The 16008-nt window shown below is 60.1% G+C and carries 13 protein-coding genes and 1 pseudogene; 10 read left to right on the forward strand and 4 right to left on the reverse strand.

Annotation, left to right across the window (positions count from 1 at the left end; genetic code table 11):
* The first annotated feature begins 34 nt into the window (after positions 1-34).
* A complete protein-coding gene (locus tag G3A56_RS00525) occupies positions 35-463 on the forward strand; it encodes a ribosomal maturation YjgA family protein (RefSeq protein ID WP_082182562.1) in 429 nt (142 codons plus the stop codon).
* On the opposite strand, the pseudogene msrQ reads toward G3A56_RS00525, so the two are convergent.
* Both msrQ and msrP read right to left on the reverse strand, forming a co-directional pair.
* Positions 417-1063 (reverse strand): annotated as a pseudogene (gene msrQ, locus G3A56_RS00530) (protein-methionine-sulfoxide reductase heme-binding subunit MsrQ). The gene G3A56_RS00525 and the pseudogene msrQ sit on opposite strands and share 47 nt — an antisense overlap.
* 2 nt (positions 1064-1065) lie before the next feature.
* On the reverse strand, positions 1066-2007 hold the full coding sequence (gene msrP / locus G3A56_RS00535; RefSeq protein WP_082182560.1) for a protein-methionine-sulfoxide reductase catalytic subunit MsrP: 942 nt from the start codon (positions 2005-2007) through the stop codon (positions 1066-1068).
* 312 nt (positions 2008-2319) lie between these two features.
* On the opposite strand from msrP, the gene ilvD reads away from it, so the two are divergent.
* Both ilvD and G3A56_RS00545 read left to right on the forward strand, forming a co-directional pair.
* Entirely contained in the window at positions 2320-4155 is a 1836-nt protein-coding gene (gene ilvD, locus G3A56_RS00540) for a dihydroxy-acid dehydratase (protein ID WP_003495241.1), read from the forward strand.
* 388 nt (positions 4156-4543) lie between these two features.
* On the forward strand, positions 4544-5545 hold the full coding sequence (locus G3A56_RS00545; RefSeq protein WP_082182558.1) for a serine hydrolase domain-containing protein: 1002 nt from the start codon (positions 4544-4546) through the stop codon (positions 5543-5545).
* Between the two features lie 3 nt (positions 5546-5548).
* On the opposite strand, the gene G3A56_RS00550 is transcribed toward G3A56_RS00545, so the two are convergent.
* The gene (locus G3A56_RS00550) at positions 5549-5902 is read right to left on the reverse strand and encodes a lysozyme inhibitor LprI family protein (protein ID WP_082182557.1); all 354 of its coding nucleotides are present in this window, start codon (positions 5900-5902) and stop codon (positions 5549-5551) included.
* Between the two features lie 170 nt (positions 5903-6072).
* On the opposite strand from G3A56_RS00550, the gene G3A56_RS00555 reads away from it, so the two are divergent.
* Positions 6073-7479, forward strand: coding sequence for a DegQ family serine endoprotease (locus G3A56_RS00555; protein ID WP_082182556.1), 1407 nt, complete (start codon positions 6073-6075; stop codon positions 7477-7479).
* Complete coding sequence (locus G3A56_RS00560; protein ID WP_082182555.1) at positions 7476-8792, forward strand: replication-associated recombination protein A; 1317 nt, start codon at positions 7476-7478, stop codon at positions 8790-8792. Before G3A56_RS00555 ends, G3A56_RS00560 begins: the two co-directional genes overlap by 4 nt.
* A gap of 80 nt (positions 8793-8872) precedes the next feature.
* Here G3A56_RS00560 and G3A56_RS00565 read toward each other — a convergent pair whose 3' ends face one another.
* On the reverse strand, positions 8873-9187 hold the full coding sequence (locus G3A56_RS00565; protein WP_082182554.1) for a DUF1883 domain-containing protein: 315 nt from the start codon (positions 9185-9187) through the stop codon (positions 8873-8875).
* A gap of 252 nt (positions 9188-9439) precedes the next feature.
* On the opposite strand from G3A56_RS00565, the gene G3A56_RS00570 reads away from it, so the two are divergent.
* The 5 genes from G3A56_RS00570 to G3A56_RS00590 all read left to right on the forward strand — a co-directional run bounded on the left by G3A56_RS00570 (position 9440) and on the right by G3A56_RS00590 (position 15938).
* Positions 9440-11254, forward strand: a complete 1815-nt coding sequence (locus G3A56_RS00570) for a methyl-accepting chemotaxis protein (protein ID WP_082182553.1) — start codon at positions 9440-9442, stop codon at positions 11252-11254.
* A 361-nt stretch (positions 11255-11615) separates the two neighbouring features.
* Positions 11616-12884 carry an extensin-like domain-containing protein gene (locus G3A56_RS00575; RefSeq protein ID WP_137067549.1) on the forward strand — a complete coding sequence of 423 codons (1269 nt, stop codon included), beginning with the start codon at positions 11616-11618 and terminating at the stop codon, positions 12882-12884.
* Positions 12885-13316: 432 nt separating this feature from the next.
* Positions 13317-14138 carry a sulfite exporter TauE/SafE family protein gene (locus G3A56_RS00580; protein WP_082182551.1) on the forward strand — a complete coding sequence of 274 codons (822 nt, stop codon included), beginning with the start codon at positions 13317-13319 and terminating at the stop codon, positions 14136-14138.
* A 115-nt stretch (positions 14139-14253) separates the two neighbouring features.
* The gene (locus G3A56_RS00585) at positions 14254-15180 is read left to right on the forward strand and encodes an ABC transporter ATP-binding protein (protein ID WP_082182550.1); all 927 of its coding nucleotides are present in this window, start codon (positions 14254-14256) and stop codon (positions 15178-15180) included.
* Positions 15177-15938, forward strand: coding sequence for an ABC transporter permease (locus tag G3A56_RS00590; RefSeq protein ID WP_003495259.1), 762 nt, complete (start codon positions 15177-15179; stop codon positions 15936-15938). The genes G3A56_RS00585 and G3A56_RS00590 overlap by 4 nt, the downstream gene beginning before the upstream one ends.
* Positions 15939-16008: the final 70 nt, after the last annotated feature.

The raw sequence follows: 16008 nt of genomic DNA on the forward strand, positions 1-16008 counted from the left end.
GTCACCTTTCATACGAAAACCCGAAGGAAGCCGTATGGGCCTGCCGCGCGTATCCCCATCTTATTTTGCCCGCATCCGGCTTCTGGCGGCGGCGATGGCGGTGATTGTCTGCGGCCTTTGCCTGCGCAGGTTCGGTTACGACGTGGGACTGCCGTTCGTGGCGGTAAAATATGGCGGATCCGTGCTCTGGGGAGCGATGATCTATCTACTGCTGGCAGCCTTCTTTCCTTCCCGCTGGCACGGCTATGAGGTTCATATCGCCATTCTTACCGTCGTTCTTGTAGAACTCGTCCGGCTTGTTCATTTCCCGGCGCTGGATGCGTTTCGCGCAACGACGGCCGGCGCTTTGCTGCTCGGCCGTGTTTTTTCGCTGTGGAATATAGTCTGTTATGTCGCGGGGATTGGGGCCGCCGCCATTATGGCCGCACGGGTCTGGCGCGCTTCGCCCTCTTCATCGACATGATCGAGGGCCGTACCAGCCGATAGCCGAGCAGGATAATCATCGTGCTGATATAAAACACAGGTTCCAGCGTGATCGATTTTCGCGCCAGCACGAAATGCAGCACGCCGACGATGAGCACGAGATAGACGAGTTTGTGCAGCGTGTTCCAGCGGCTGCCGAGCTTGCGGATGGACCAGCGGTTGGAGGTGAGCGCCAGCGGAATGAGCATGAGAAGCCCGGCCATGCCCAGCATGATATAGGGCCGCTTCAGAATATCACCGGCGATGGAACTGATGATCAGGCCCGATCCAGCACCAGATAGACGGTGAAATGGGCCAGCACATAATAGAAGGCGATCAGCCCCAGCGCGCGGCGATAGGCGATGAGGTTGACGTTGAAGAGATCGCGCAGCGGCGTCACGAGCAAGCCCAGACACAGAAAGCGCAGCGCCCAGATGCCGAGCAGGTGCTCGAAATCCTTGACCGGATTGAAGCCGAGGCCGCCGGTTGCGGCGAGATAGAAATACCAGAGGCCAGGACAGAGACCGATGACATAAAGCGACCAGATGGCCGCCGGCTGGTAACGCTTGGGCAGCGAGGGAAGTGGCAGGGCGAAGGCCATGGTCAGTAATTCGCTTTCAGATCCAGCCCGGTATAAAGGCTTGCCACCTCATCATAACCGTTGAACATCAGGGTCGGGCGGTTCTGCGTGCCGAAAAAGCCGCCTTCGCCGATGCGCTGTTCCGTTGCCTGGCTCCAGCGGGGATGGTCGACATGCGGATTGACGTTGGAATAGAAGCCGTACTCACGGGCGTTGGAGTTTTTCCAGGTGGTTTCCGGCTGTTCCTCGACAAGCGAGATCCGCACGATGGATTTGATACCCTTGAAACCATATTTCCAGGGAACGACGAGGCGGATCGGTGCGCCATTCTGGTTCGGCAATGTCTCGCCATAAAGGCCGACAGCGAGGATGGTGAGAGGATGGCGCGCTTCATCAAGGCGCAGGCCCTCGACATAAGGCCAGGACAGAGGCTGGAAGAGGCCGCTCTGGCCCGGCATTTCCTCGGGCCGCACCACGGTTTCGAACGACACGTATTTCGCGCTGCCGAGCGGCTCCACCTTGTCGAGAAGGGCGGCGAGTGGGAAACCGATCCATGGAATGACCATCGACCAGCCCTCGACGCAGCGCATGCGATAGGTGCGCTCTTCGAGAGGATATTTCATGAGGTCTTCGATGGCGAATTCCTGCGGCTTGGAGACGAGGCCATCCACCTTCACCGTCCAGGGACTGGGCTTGAATTTGCCGGAGTTTTCCTTGGGGTCGGATTTTCCAACGCCGAATTCGTAGAAATTATTGTAGCTGGTGACCGCATCGAGCGGGGTGAGCTTTTCATCCAGCTTGTACGCACCGGCTGTTGCCGACAGCGGTGCGGCAATCGCCTCGCGGCCGGCCAGCCCTATTGCCGCAAGCCCTGCCGCCGTGCCGAGGAAGCCGCGTCTGGAGAGGTAGACATTCTTTGGCGTGATTTCTCTTGCCGCGATTACGGGCGGACGATAGGCGGGCATTCAAACCTCCACAAAAGCCGGGTGCATCGGCGATAAATCGATTATGATAGCCAATACGGTCGCTGCACAGATATGTTTCAGCGCTCTGTGTAAAAACAACGATGGGACGGCGGAAATCGCGCATTTGTGATGAGATGCCGCCAGAATTACGGGCATAGATGAGGCGTACCGTACCGGACCGTACTGTTTTACCCGAAGGTGACAGTGACAGGGCTTGCGGTTTGCGCTAGAAAAACCGCAAAATGGGGCAGGGGTCATTTGACCGCTTCGGCGGAAATGCGCCTTTCTGCCCATGAGATCGAGGAAAACACCATGCCAGCCTATCGCTCCAGAACGACAACCCACGGCCGCAACATGGCGGGCGCGCGCGGCCTTTGGCGCGCCACCGGCATGAAGGACAGCGATTTCGGCAAGCCGATCATCGCGGTGGTCAATTCCTTCACGCAATTTGTGCCCGGTCACGTGCATCTGAAGGACCTTGGCCAGCTTGTTGCCCGCGAAATCGAGGCGGCCGGCGGCGTCGCCAAGGAATTCAACACCATTGCGGTCGATGATGGTATCGCCATGGGCCATGACGGCATGCTCTATTCGCTGCCTTCGCGCGAAATCATCGCGGATTCGGTGGAATATATGGTCAATGCCCATTGCGCCGACGCGATGGTGTGCATTTCCAACTGCGACAAGATCACGCCCGGCATGCTGAATGCGGCGATGCGCCTGAACATTCCCGCCGTCTTCGTTTCCGGCGGCCCGATGGAAGCGGGCAAGGTCGTCCTGCATGGCAAGACGGTCGCGCTCGATCTGGTCGACGCCATGGTCGCGGCTGCCGACGACAAGATTTCCGACGAGGACGTCAAGATCATCGAGCGTTCCGCCTGCCCGACCTGCGGTTCCTGTTCCGGCATGTTCACGGCCAATTCCATGAACTGTCTGACCGAGGCGCTGGGCCTGTCCTTGCCCGGTAACGGCTCGACGCTCGCCACTCATTCGGATCGCAAGCGTCTGTTCGTCGAGGCCGGCCATCTGATCGTCGATCTGGCGCGCCGTTATTACGAGCAGGATGATGAAACCGTCCTGCCGCGCACCATTGCCAACAAGGCGGCATTCGAAAACGCCATGTCACTGGATATTGCCATGGGCGGCTCCACCAACACGGTGCTGCATATTCTGGCGGCCGCGCATGAGGGCGGCGTCGATTTCGGCATGGAAGACATCGACCGTCTTTCGCGCAAGGTTCCCTGCCTTTCCAAGGTTGCGCCCGCCAAGCAGGACGTGCACATGGAAGATGTTCACCGCGCCGGCGGTATCATGCGTATTCTCGGCGAGCTGGAGCGTGGCGGTCTCATCAATCGAGACACCTATACGGTGCACGAGGCGACGCTGGGCGACGCCATCGATCGCTGGGACATTACCCGCACCAACAGCGAAACGGTGCGCCAGTTCTTCAAGGCCGCACCCGGCGGCGTGCCGACGCAGGTGGCTTTCAGCCAGTCCTCGCGCTGGGACGATCTGGATACCGATAGCGACAACGGCGTCATTCGTTCAGTCGAAAAGCCTTTCTCCAAGGATGGCGGTCTGGCCGTGCTTTACGGCAATATCGCGCTCGACGGCTGCATCGTGAAGACGGCGGGTGTCGACGAATCCATCCTGAAATTCACCGGCCCGGCGGTCGTTTACGAAAGCCAGGATGCGGCGGTGAAGGGCATTCTCGGCAATGAGGTCAAGGCCGGCGATGTCGTCGTCATCCGTTACGAGGGACCGAAGGGCGGTCCGGGCATGCAGGAAATGCTCTATCCGACCAGCTACCTCAAGTCCAAGGGCCTCGGCAAAGCCTGCGCGCTGATCACCGACGGTCGTTTTTCGGGTGGCACGTCCGGGCTTTCCATCGGTCACGCCTCGCCGGAAGCGGCACAGGGCGGCGCAATCGGCCTCGTACGCCAGGGCGACCTGATCGAGATCGACATTCCGAACCGCACGATCAACCTCAATGTGCCGGATGCGGAACTCGCGTCGCGTCGCGCCGAACAGGAAGAGCGTGGCTGGAAGCCGGAGGCGCCGCGCAAGCGCAACGTGACGACGGCGCTGAAGGCCTACGCCGCTTTTGCGTCCAGCGCGGACAAGGGTGCCGTTCGGATCTTGCCGGAGTAAGCGCCTTTTCGGCGGTTTCGGGCAAGGGCGAAGGTGCGCAACCTTCCTCCGTCATCCTCGCCCTTTAGGCGAGGATCCATAAGCCGTGAACGCCATGGATCCTCGGGACAAGCCCGAGGAAGACGTTGAATGTGAGGATAGATCTATCATCCTTGACCAGCCGCCCTTTCGGGGCGGCTTTTTATTGCGCTTTTGGCGAATGCTGCTCGCGGTTCAGAAACAGAATCAATTGCCTCAGAGCTTGATTCTTAAAGCCGGCGCAACCCGCTGTTTTACCGTTGTAAATTCGAAAACTCCCGGCGGGATGCCTGCTATCCCCGCGGTCACGTTGGAGTGATTTCGTCCAGCGGGGCTTTTCCACGGCGTGGTGATTGCTAACTTCAACAGCATGAAAAGACGAACCGCACTCGCCCTTATCGCGTCCCTGCCTATAGCCCCGCTTGCCCGTGCGCAAAGCAGTGGCAATGGTATCCGTTTTGATCCGTTGCTGCGGAATGCGGATGCGCTTTCGAGCCTCAAGGCCGTCATCGTCAGCGTCGATGGCGGGGAGGTGGCCAGCCGCGCCTATCATGGCGCCGGCCTCAACGGTTCAACCAACATCAAGTCGGCCTCGAAATCGGTCATTTCGGCGCTGGTCGGCATGGCGATCGATCGCAAGATACTTGATGGGGCCGACCAGCCGATCGCCACTATTCTACGAGGTGATTTTCCGCAGAACCCCGATCCGCGTCTGGAAAGGGTGACAATCGGCAACCTGCTTTCCATGCAATCGGGTCTGGAGCGCATGTCCGGGCCGAATTACGGTCGCTGGGTCGCCAGCCGCAACTGGGTGCGGATGGCTCTGGGGTCTGGGTTTGCCGGAGATCCGGGTGGCGGCATGCTTTATTCCACCGGCTCCACGCATCTGCTTTCGGCGATATTGACCAAGGCATCCGGCCGCTCGACGCTCTCTCTGGCGCGCGACTGGTTCCGGCCACTTCAGGGTTTCTCCATCGGCGGCTGGGAGCGTGATCCACAGGGCATCTATCTCGGCGGCAACCAGATGGCGATGACGGCGCGCTCGCTGCTTGCGTTTGGCGAGCTTTACCGGCTGGGCGGTGTGACCCCCAACGGGGAGCGGCTGATTTCGCAAGGCTGGATCGACCAATCCTGGCAACAGCGCACCAACTCCGTCTTCAACGGCGATGGTTACGGCTATTGCTGGTTCATCAAGGAGATGGCGGGTTCGACGGTCTATTATGCCTGGGGTTATGGCGGGCAGATGCTTTATATCGTACCCGCCAAACGACTTTCCGTTGTCATGACCTCACGCGAGGACGCGCCTTCGGCCAGAACCGGCTATCGCGACCAGCTGCACGAGCTGATGGAGAACATCATCCGCGTGGCGTGACAATCAAAGCGGTCTGTTGATGCTCTGGAACGCTTCGCCGAGCTTGTTCATGCGTTCCTCGTAAGCGCCGGTGAGGCAGGCGACATCCGCCGCGCATTCCTGGCGCCTCTTCAGCCATTGGCTCTGTTCGTCACGCAACGTGTCGCGTGCGCCCATCGCCATCAGCTGGGTGAGGATGTCGAAGGTGGTGGCCATCTTCACATCCTGGTCGTTGAGGGCGCGGTTGTCGCAGATCGCCTTTTCGTCCGCCGCAAGATCGGGTTTCGTGCAATCGAAACTTGCCGCGCTGGCCGGCGAAACAAGAGCGGAGAAGGCGAGGATGATGCTGGAGGCAAGAAGTGTGCGTTTCAGATGCATGGGGCGTCTCTTTTGAGGACAGTCTGGTGGGTGAAACCGAAAACAGCGTGGTTGGTTCCAACTGCCGGCGCTTGTCCCCGCAACGAAATGGCCGGCCATCATCTTGCCGCTCTTTGCTTTACAGGCTTTGGCGTTATAACTCCATCATACTGATGACCATGAGGAATCACATGCGAAGCGTGTTGAAGTATCTGTCCACCGGCTTTCTTGCCGCGCTCGTTCTCCTGCCCATGGGCGCGCAGGCGCAGGACAACAGGGCCGTGCCGTCGAGCCACACGGAAATGCAGCTGTCCTTTGCGCCGCTGGTCAAGCGTACCGCAGGGGCTGTGGTGAACGTCTATGCCGAACGTGTCGTGCAGCGGCGTCTTTCCCCCTTTGCTGGCGATCCTTTCTTCGAGCAGTTCTTCGGACAGCAGATGCCGAACCGCACGGAAAAACAGTCATCGCTCGGATCGGGCGTGATCGTCACCGCCGGCGGCCTCGTGGTGACCAACAATCACGTCATCGACGGTGCTGACGACATCAAGGTGGCGCTGGCGGATGGGCGCGAATTTTCCTCCAAGGTGCTGTTGAAGGACGACCGCATCGACCTCGCCATTCTGCAGATCGATGCAAAGGAACAGTTTCCGGTGCTGTCGCTCGGTAATTCGGATGCGCTTGAGGTCGGCGATCTCGTTCTTGCCATTGGCAACCCCTTCGGTGTCGGCCAGACGGTGACGAGCGGCATCGTTTCCGGCCTTGCGCGCAACCAGGTGACGCAGGGCGATTTCGGCTTCTTCATCCAGACAGATGCTTCCATCAACCCCGGCAATTCCGGTGGTGCGCTGATGAACATGGCGGGTGAGCTGATCGGCATCAACACTGCCATCTTTTCCAAGGGCGGTGGGTCGAACGGTATCGGTTTTGCCATTCCCGCCAATCTGGTCCGGGTGTTCATCGCTGCCGCCGAGCGGGGAGATGCGAGTTTCCAGCGGCCCTATATCGGCGCAACCTTCGATCCCGTGACCTCCGATGTCGCCGAGGCGCTCGGCCTGCACCGCGCCCGCGGCGCGCTCGTCGTCAGCGTCGTCAAAGGCGGCCCGGCCGAAAAGGCGGGCATTGAGCCTGGGCAGGTCGTCACCGCCGTCAATGGTTTCGAGGTCGAGCATCCGGATGCACTCGGTTATCGCCTGACGACCGCCGGCATCGGCAAATCCGCCGAACTGACTGTGATGGACAAGGGTAAAGAGAAAAAGGTGACCATCGCGCTTGATACGGCGCCGGAAACCGCGCCGCGCGACGAGCGGCTGATCGAGGGCCGCAATCCCTTCGCCGGGGCGACGGTCGCCAATCTTTCGCCGAAGCTTGCCGATGAATTGCGCATGCCTTCGCAGGTGACGGGCGTTGTCATCACCGATGTGAAGCGCGGCTCGCCGGCCTATCGCGTCGGCTTCCAGCCGAAGGACGTCATCCTGTCGCTGAACGGCGCGGATATCGCCTCTACGGCTGCGGTCGAGAAGGCGCTGGACGATAATCCCGGCTTCTGGCGGGTGGAAATCCTGCGTGACGGGCAGCGCATCCGGCAGTTCCTGCGATGAGTGACGACCTCTTCGCCCCGCAAGTGCCTGTCGAGGTCGCCAACCGGCGGCCTCTTGCCGATCGCCTGCGTCCGAAAACGCTGGCGGAGGTGAGCGGGCAGCCGCATCTGACGGGCGAGGAGGGCGTTCTGCGCCGCATGATCGACAGCGGCTCGCTGGGGTCGATGATCTTCTGGGGGCCGCCCGGAACCGGTAAAACGACGGTTGCCCGCCTGATTTCCGGCGAGGCTGGTCTGGCTTTCGAGCAGATATCGGCGATCTTTTCCGGTGTCGCCGATCTCAAGAAGGTTTTCGAAGCGGCTCGCACGCGGCGGATGAATGGGCGGCAAACGCTGCTTTTCGTCGACGAGATTCATCGCTTCAACCGCGCCCAGCAGGACAGCTTTCTGCCGGTGATGGAGGATGGCACCATCATTCTGGTGGGCGCCACCACCGAGAACCCGTCCTTCGAACTCAACGCCGCTCTCTTGTCGCGAGCGCGGGTGCTGACCTTCGGCTCGCATGACGAGGAGAGCCTCAGCGAGCTTCTGAAACGCGCCGAGGAGGCGGAGCAAAAGCCCCTGCCGCTGACAGAGGAGGCCCGTGCGAGCCTGATCCGCATGGCCGATGGCGATGGGCGCGCCGTGCTGACGCTTGCCGAAGAGGTCTGGCGTGCCGCGCGCAAGGATGAGACTTTCGATACCGAAGGCCTGACGCGCATCGTGCAGCGCCGTGCCCCGGTTTACGACAAGAGCCAGGACGGCCACTACAATCTCATTTCCGCGCTGCATAAATCGGTGCGCGGCTCCGACCCGGATGCCGCCCTTTATTATCTCGCCCGCATGTTCGATGCCGGCGAAGACCCGCTTTATCTGGGGCGGCGGCTGGTGCGCATGGCTGTTGAGGATATCGGCCTTGCCGATCCGCAGGCGCTTGCCGTCTGCAACGCCGCCAAGGACGCTTATGACTATCTTGGCTCACCGGAAGGCGAGCTGGCGCTGGCACAGGCCTGCGTTTATCTCGCCACTGCGCCGAAATCGAATGCCGTTTATACCGCCTTCAAATCGGCGATGCGGGCGGCCAAGGAAAACGGTTCGCTGGTACCGCCGAAGCATATCCTCAACGCGCCGACCAAGCTGATGAAGGGTGAGGGCTACGGCGACGGCTATCGCTATGACCACGACGAGCCGGATGCCTTTTCAGGGCAGGATTATTTCCCGGAAAAAATGGGGCGCACGACCTTCTACGATCCGCCTGACAGGGGTTTCGAGCGGGAAATCCGCAAGCGTCTCGACTGGTGGGCGAAGCTGCGCCGCGAGCGCGGTTCGCGTTAAGCGCCGTCTTCACAAAAAGAATCAGGCGCTTGCCAAAATGAGTCGCAAAGCCGCAGCATCCATTTGTTTTTAAAAAGAAATCAGGACGCTTTGCGGTGCTGCATGGCCTGCGACGGCGCTGGCAGCATCTTGACCGAGGATTCTGCCAGACCACTATGCCCTTCGGCATCGATCACCAGATGCCAGTGCAAGGTCTCGGGAATGCTGATGCGGATCGGCGATTTTTTCGCGACGCCGCCGAGATATTTGAAATCGAGCAATTCGGTGAAACGCTGGAAATTCGCGCCTGTCATCAGCCGTACATTGTTGACGGCCGACAGGGAGATTTCAATGGTCGTCCCAGCCCGCAATTCCTTCAGGTCATAATGCGTAAAGCGGAAATTCGGCCGTGCCATCGCGCGCCTCCCAATACCGTATATTTTGGCAGACAAGGATAGGACGCCAGGGTTAACGAGCCCTTTAAAGCAGAAGGGCAGTTGTCGGATTTCGGGCTGCCGTGCCGCTCTTGACCGACTGCGAAGAGTATTGGCGGGGCTCAGAAAGCCGTTATGGGATAGTACTAACGTATAACATGCGTATTTAATGATAATAAATTTTTCAACCTTAACATCGTCTGGTCGAAGTGCCGTCAGCGGCGTTGGGGGAATATGAAAAACGTTACGATATCTATGCGCCTTTATGCGCTCGTTGCATTGTTTCTGGCAATATTGACCGCAGCGCTGACATTCAGCCTCTTCGAAACCTTCCATGAAATGGAGCGCGAGCGCAAAGCGGGGCTTGCATCCATGAACGAAACAGCCGTCGCCATTCTCGAACAATATTATCGTCTGGAGCAGAGCGGTGCCCTGACGCGGGAGGCAGCGCAGCAGCAGGCCAAGACCACGATCGCGGCGATGCGTTATGGCAATGGCAGCGGCTATTTCTGGATCAACGACATGCATCCCAAGATGGTGATGCATCCGATCAAGCCCGAGATGAACGGCACCGATCTCACCGCCAACAAGGATCCGAACGGCAAGGCGCTCTTCGTTGAATTCGTCAATACGGTGAAGGCGGGCGGTCAGGGTTTTGTCGACTATTACTGGCCGAAGCCCGGCGCGCCGGATCCTGTCGAAAAATTCTCCCATGTTGCCGGTTTCGCGCCCTGGGGATGGATTGTCGGTACTGGCGTTTATGTGGACGATCTTGAGGCGGTTTTCTGGAGCGATGCCTATTTCAACATCGGGCTGTGTGTTTTGTCCGGCCTGCTGGTGATTGGCGTCGCCGCCGCCGTCGTGCGCAGCGTGACGCGGCCGATCGATCTCATCCGTCAGAGCATGAAGCGTATCGCTGACGGGGACGGTGCGGCTGAAATCCAGTTCGCAGACCGTCGCAACGAAATCGGCGCGATTGCGAAAACACTGCTGGTGCTGCGAGACAGCGTCAATGAACGCAGCGCCCTGCAGGCCCGCGAGGCGGATCAGCAGCGGGCATTGGAAGAGGCGCGGCACGGCAATGAGATGGTCCTGCGTTCCGCATCCGAACGTCAGGCCCATGCCATGAATGCGCTCGGCAACTCGCTGGAAGCGCTCGCCAATGGTGATCTGACCGTCGAGCTTGCCGATATCGGCGTCGAATATGAAAAGCTGCGCACGGACTTCAACCGGGCCGTCGGCGCGCTGCATGGCGCCATCGAGGCCATCGCCAGAACCGGCGATGTCGTCAATGACAGTGCTGCCGATATCAGCGGCGCAACCGGCAATCTCTCGCGCCGGACAGAACAGCAGGCGGCGGCGCTGGAGGAGACGGCAGCGGCTCTCGACGAGATCACCGCCACGGTACGCACCGCTTCCGAGCGGGCCAATGAGGCGCGGCAGATGGTGCAGGACACGAAAACGAGCGCCGGTCGCTCTGGCGAGATCGTGCGCAATGCCGTCGACGCCATGGGCCGTATCGAGGACTCGTCCAAGCGTATCGGGCAGATCATTTCCGTCATCGACGAAATCGCTTTCCAGACCAACCTTCTGGCGCTGAATGCCGGCGTGGAGGCTGCAAGGGCGGGCGAGGCGGGGCGCGGTTTTGCCGTGGTGGCGCAGGAGGTGCGTGAACTTGCGCAACGCTCCGCCAATGCCGCCAAGGAGATCAAGACCCTTATCAACCGCTCTGCGGAAGAGGTCGGTGGCGGTGTCGCGCTCGTGCGCTCCACGGGTGATGCGCTGGACGAGATCGTGGAACTGGTCAACCGCGTCGAAGGCCACGTCAACTCCATCGCCACGGCGGCGCGGGAACAGGCGACGGGCCTGCAGGAGATCAATACCTCCGTCAACCACATGGACCAGATGACGCAGCAGAATGCCGCCATGGTGGAAGAAACGACGGCAGCCAGCCAGACGCTTGCCGAGGAGAGCCACCAGCTGCGCTCATTGCTTTCCCGTTTCGAACTTGGACAGGGAACGGGACGCGAGGTTTCACGGGCGGCGTGACTCATGCGTTTTGGGGCAGGGTGGAGGGCGCGGCATGGCTGCGCTCCTGAATGAATGAGAAGTTTTTCCAACACTCGACGTCATCCTCGGGCTTGACCCGAGGATCCACAGCCGCGCGGGAATGGATCCTCGGGTCAAGCCCGAGGATGACGGAGGGGGTAAGTGTCGTTGACCGAAGAGGGGCTTCAGCATTTCTGTCATCGCCTTCGACCCAATTTCGATCGCGACTCCTTCATCTGCAGCGTCACGCACCACCCAGCTTCGTTATTTCCCGCAACCAATAAGGTTTCGTTTACCTCATTTCTTTAAAATTTATCCTGTATTGCCGCGAGTAGCGGCCGCTGAAGGTACAGGTTCTCGTATGGCGTATGTTTCCCTTCCGCGTCGTCTTGTGACGTTGCTGATGATTTCCTCGGTTATGGTGTCGTGTTCGGCGGAAGGCCTCGTGCCGCCGGCCGAGGTTGATGGCACCACGCGTGTCAGCGCCATCCGGTCGTCGCGGCAGCAGGGCTACAGCGCGCCATCAGGAGCCGTCTATCAGGCCGAGCGGGTCGGGCAGTCCTCCGATTATCCCGCGGCCGTGTCGCAGCCGATGCCGGAACCTTACGCCTCGCAGGATCCCCTGCTGCAATCGCCACAGGGCGGGCAGGGATATTCCACACTCGACGGCCAGCATCAGGCGCGCATGGCCGCAAGCGGCCAGAGCATGGCCTCTCCCAGCATCCCCAACCAGCAGGTTACCTCCAGCCAGATCGCTGAAGGCGAGGGTGGAGTGAACATGGATTCCATGCTGGGCGTGGAGCCGGTGCGTGGGCTCGCGGAAGAGCAGGATGCCGATATTGCCGAAGGTGTCTCGGAGCAGCCGGTGGTGGATGGTATCGGCACGGATAATCCGGTCGCCGTCGCTCCGCCGCGCCGGCAGCAGAGTGCCGGGCAATCGCGGTTGATACCGCCGCCACCCGTCGGCTCGTCTTCCCGCCGCCAGCCAGTGGAGGAGGTCGCCATGCTGATGCCAAATGATCCCATGGCGCGCGGCGGCTTGCAAAGCAACCGGTCAACCATGCCGCCCGGCGTCATGCCGTCCTCTGAAGTCGCCTGCCGCTCCGAACTGCGTCGCCTCGGCGTCGCTTTCCGAGACGTCGCCCGCATTGCCGATGGTCCGACCTGCGGCATCGACTATCCGATCGAACTTAGCGGGCTCGCCAGCGGCGTTGCCATCCGCCCGGCGGTGAAGCTCAATTGCCAGGTCACGCTTGCCTTCGCCAAATGGGTGAAGTTCGAACTCGTGCCATCCTCGCGCTTCCGTTATCTCTCGGGCGTCGGCCGCATCACGCCGATGGGCGGTTATTCCTGCCGCAAGATGAATTCGCGCTCCAGCAATCCCTGGTCCGAACATGCGCGCGGCAACGCCATCGATATCGGCACCATCACGCTGAAGAATGGCAAGGAGATCGACGTTCGCAGCAAGAGCTTCTTCGCCTTCCGCGAGAAAGCGCTGCTGAAGGCGGTAAGGTCCGATAGCTGCAAATATTTCTCGACCGTTCTCGGGCCGGGCAGCGATCCCAATCACTGGAACCATTTTCACTTCGACCTGCGCACCCGCAAGTCAGGTTATAGGCATTGCGATTAGCGGATTTCAAAGGGTGTTCAGCTTCATTTCCCAGTATTCCGGCGCTGAGCCGGAATCCGGTCGAGGCAGCTCTCGCGTGGCGGGAAGAGTCTTTTCAGCCCAAGGACTTGGGCTGGCTGGATTCCGGCTCAAGGCCGGAATGACGGAGGTGGGGGAGGCGGCTGCATGAGAAGCTCCGCTTGCCTACTCTCGGTCTTCGCAAAAAAAGACCGGCCCGAAGGCCGGTGAAGAAGACTGCCTTATCGGGGGATATCGGCGTCTTTGCAAGGGCATGCAATGGGACATGGTCCCAAGAAGCGGTCCATCCGGCGCGGGATAGGCGGCAAAAGACATCGCGCCGTACTGACCTGCGGCCAACATGGCTTGCCGCCCGTCTCTGATACGCTATGAGGGTCACATGTTTGTGACAACGGACCCCGGGAGCCCACCTTCATGCCCCCTGTTTCAGAGATAATGGTCTTTGCCGCGGCGCTTGCGGCGGCTGGCGTGATCGCCGGTCTTCTGGCGGGGCTGTTCGGCATCGGCGGCGGCGCGGTTCTGGTGCCCGTCTTCTACCATGTCTTTGGCTTTCTGGAGGTGCCGGAGGCGGTGCGCATGCATCTCTCGCTCGGCACGTCGCTTGCCATCATCGTGCCGACTTCCATCCGCTCGTTTCTGACGCATCGCCAGAAAGGCGCCGTCGATATCGATCTGCTGAAGGGCTGGATCGTCGCCGTGCCGCTCGGCACCATCCTCGCATCTGTCGTGGCCGCCCATGCCTCCAGCGTCGCGCTCCGGCTGATCTTCGCCTTCATTGCGCTCGCGCTCGCCTTCCGGATGATCTTCAACCGGGCGAGCTGGCATCTTGGTTCAGACCTGCCGAATAATCCGGGCCGGTTTCTGGTGGGCACGGGCATCGGGCTTTTTTCCGGCCTGATGGGCGTTGGCGGCGGGGTGATGAACAATACCTTCATGACGCTCTACGGACGCACCATCCACCAGGCCGTCGCCACGTCTTCCGGTGTCGGTGTGCTGATTTCGCTGCCGGGTCTCCTGGGTTATATCTGGGCCGGCTGGGGCGATGCGGGCCTGCCGCCATTTTCCACCGGCTTCATCAACTGGATCGCCGTGGTGCTCCTGATCCCCATCACGCTTGTCGTTGCGCCCTATGGCGCGCGGCTGGCGCATGCGCTCAGCAAGAAGCAGCTGGAACGGGCCTTCGGTGTGTTTCTGGTCTTCGTCGCAGCGCAGTTTTTCTATAGCGTCTACGGCTGATTTTCCTTCCCTGCCGAACGCAGTGTTCAGGCCCCTGGACTGGCATTGGACTGGCATTTGAGCGTTTCAGGGCCTATATGGCGTGCATCTTACTCGGTTTTTCGAAAGATTCGCGATGAATGCCATTGTTTCGATACGGAATCTGACCAAATCCTACGCAAATGGCTTTCAGGCGTTAAAGGGTGTCAGCCTCGATATCAGAGAGGGTGAAATCCTTGCCCTTCTCGGGCCGAACGGTGCCGGCAAGACCACGCTGATCTCCATCGTCTGCGGTCTCGTCAATCCGGGCGAGGGTTCGGTGTTTGTCGGCGGGCATGACGTGGTGAAGGATTTTCGCCAGACCCGCGCCCTGATCGGCCTCGTGCCGCAGGAATTGACGACCGACCAGTTCGAGACCGTTTGGAACACCGTCAGCTTCTCGCGCGGCCTGCACGGGCAGAAGAAGAACCCGGAGCTGATCGAGCGCATTCTGAAATCCCTGTCGCTCTGGAGCAAGAAGGACAATATGCTGCGGGAGCTTTCCGGCGGCATGAAACGGCGCGTGCTGATCGCCAAGGCGCTGGCGCACGAGCCGAAGGTTCTGTTCCTTGACGAACCCACCGCCGGCGTCGATGTGGCTCTGCGCCGCGACATGTGGAATGTGGTTTCCGAACTGCGCGCCAAGGGCGTCACCATCATCCTGACGACGCATTATATCGAGGAGGCGGAAGAGATCGCCGACCGTGTGGGCGTGATCAATGGCGGCGAATTGCTGCTGGTGGAAGAAAAGACGGCGCTGATGAAGAAGCTCGGCCGCAAGCAGCTTTTCCTTGAGCTTGCGCATCCTGTCGACAAATTGCCGGATAATCTTTCGGCTTTCGGCCTGACGCTTTCGGACGACCGCTGCACCGTCACCTATGAAATCGAGGATAATGGCGAGCAGGGACGAATCGCCGATCTTCTCAGCGCTCTTTCCGCCGCCAACATCCATTTCAAGGATATTTCAACGCGGCAGAGTTCGCTTGAGGATATCTTTGTTTCGCTGGTGGGAGGCCAGAAATGAACTTCGAAGCCATCAAGGCCATCTACCTGTTCGAAATGGCGCGCACCCGCCGCACCCTGTTGCAGAGCGTGGTATCGCCGGTCATCTCCACATCGCTTTATTTCATCGTCTTCGGAACCGCGATCGGGTCGCGGATTCAGGAGGTTGGCGGGGTTTCCTACGGCGCGTTCATAACGCCCGGCCTCATCATGCTGACGCTTCTGACGCAATGCATCAGCAACGGCTCCTTCGGCATCTATTTTCCGAAATTCACCGGCACGGTCTACGAGATTTTGTCAGCGCCCGTATCGATGACGGAAATTGTCGCCGGTTATGTGGGGGCGGCGGCGACGAAAGGCCTGATGATCGGCACGATCATCCTGATAACGGCATCCTTCTTCGTGGATATCACCATCGCCCATCCGTTCATGATGATCCTGTTCTTCGTGCTGACGGCGGTGAGCTTCAGCCTGTTCGGTTTCATCATCGGCATCTGGGCGACGAATTTCGAGCAGCTGAACCTCATCCCCATGCTGGTGGTGCCGCCTCTGACCTTCCTCGGTGGCAGCTTCTATTCCATCGACATGCTGCCGCCCTTCTGGCAGACGGTCAGCCATTTCAATCCGGTGCTGTATCTTATCAGCGGTTTCCGCTGGAGCTTCTACGAGATCGCCGACGTCAATCCCGTCATCAGCCTTGCGATGATCACGCTGTTTCTCGCGATCTGCCTTGGCGTCGTCAGCTGGATGTTCAAGACGGGTTACAGGCTGCGCAACTGAGGTTTCAGCGCTTCAGTTACCCATTTCACGCCCGGCTCACGCCGGGCGTTTTCGTATTCACGACACAGGC

Origin of the sequence: Rhizobium oryzihabitans, from assembly GCF_010669145.1 — a bacterium.
Classification (GTDB): Bacteria; Pseudomonadota; Alphaproteobacteria; order Rhizobiales; family Rhizobiaceae; genus Agrobacterium; species Agrobacterium oryzihabitans.

What these genes read in the sequence shown, in the direction of transcription:
- G3A56_RS00525 (WP_082182562.1), top strand. Translation starts at nt 35, where the DNA reads ATGGGCCTGCCGCGCGTATCCCCATCTTATTTTGCCCGCATCCGGCTT.
- msrP (WP_082182560.1), bottom strand. Translation starts at nt 2,007, where the DNA reads ATGCCCGCCTATCGTCCGCCCGTAATCGCGGCAAGAGAAATCACGCCA.
- ilvD (WP_003495241.1), top strand. Translation starts at nt 2,320, where the DNA reads ATGCCAGCCTATCGCTCCAGAACGACAACCCACGGCCGCAACATGGCG.
- G3A56_RS00545 (WP_082182558.1), top strand. Translation starts at nt 4,544, where the DNA reads ATGAAAAGACGAACCGCACTCGCCCTTATCGCGTCCCTGCCTATAGCC.
- G3A56_RS00550 (WP_082182557.1), bottom strand. Translation starts at nt 5,902, where the DNA reads ATGCATCTGAAACGCACACTTCTTGCCTCCAGCATCATCCTCGCCTTC.
- G3A56_RS00555 (WP_082182556.1), top strand. Translation starts at nt 6,073, where the DNA reads ATGCGAAGCGTGTTGAAGTATCTGTCCACCGGCTTTCTTGCCGCGCTC.
- G3A56_RS00560 (WP_082182555.1), top strand. Translation starts at nt 7,476, where the DNA reads ATGAGTGACGACCTCTTCGCCCCGCAAGTGCCTGTCGAGGTCGCCAAC.
- G3A56_RS00565 (WP_082182554.1), bottom strand. Translation starts at nt 9,187, where the DNA reads ATGGCACGGCCGAATTTCCGCTTTACGCATTATGACCTGAAGGAATTG.
- G3A56_RS00570 (WP_082182553.1), top strand. Translation starts at nt 9,440, where the DNA reads ATGAAAAACGTTACGATATCTATGCGCCTTTATGCGCTCGTTGCATTG.
- G3A56_RS00575 (WP_137067549.1), top strand. Translation starts at nt 11,616, where the DNA reads ATGGCGTATGTTTCCCTTCCGCGTCGTCTTGTGACGTTGCTGATGATT.
- G3A56_RS00580 (WP_082182551.1), top strand. Translation starts at nt 13,317, where the DNA reads ATGCCCCCTGTTTCAGAGATAATGGTCTTTGCCGCGGCGCTTGCGGCG.
- G3A56_RS00585 (WP_082182550.1), top strand. Translation starts at nt 14,254, where the DNA reads ATGAATGCCATTGTTTCGATACGGAATCTGACCAAATCCTACGCAAAT.
- G3A56_RS00590 (WP_003495259.1), top strand. Translation starts at nt 15,177, where the DNA reads ATGAACTTCGAAGCCATCAAGGCCATCTACCTGTTCGAAATGGCGCGC.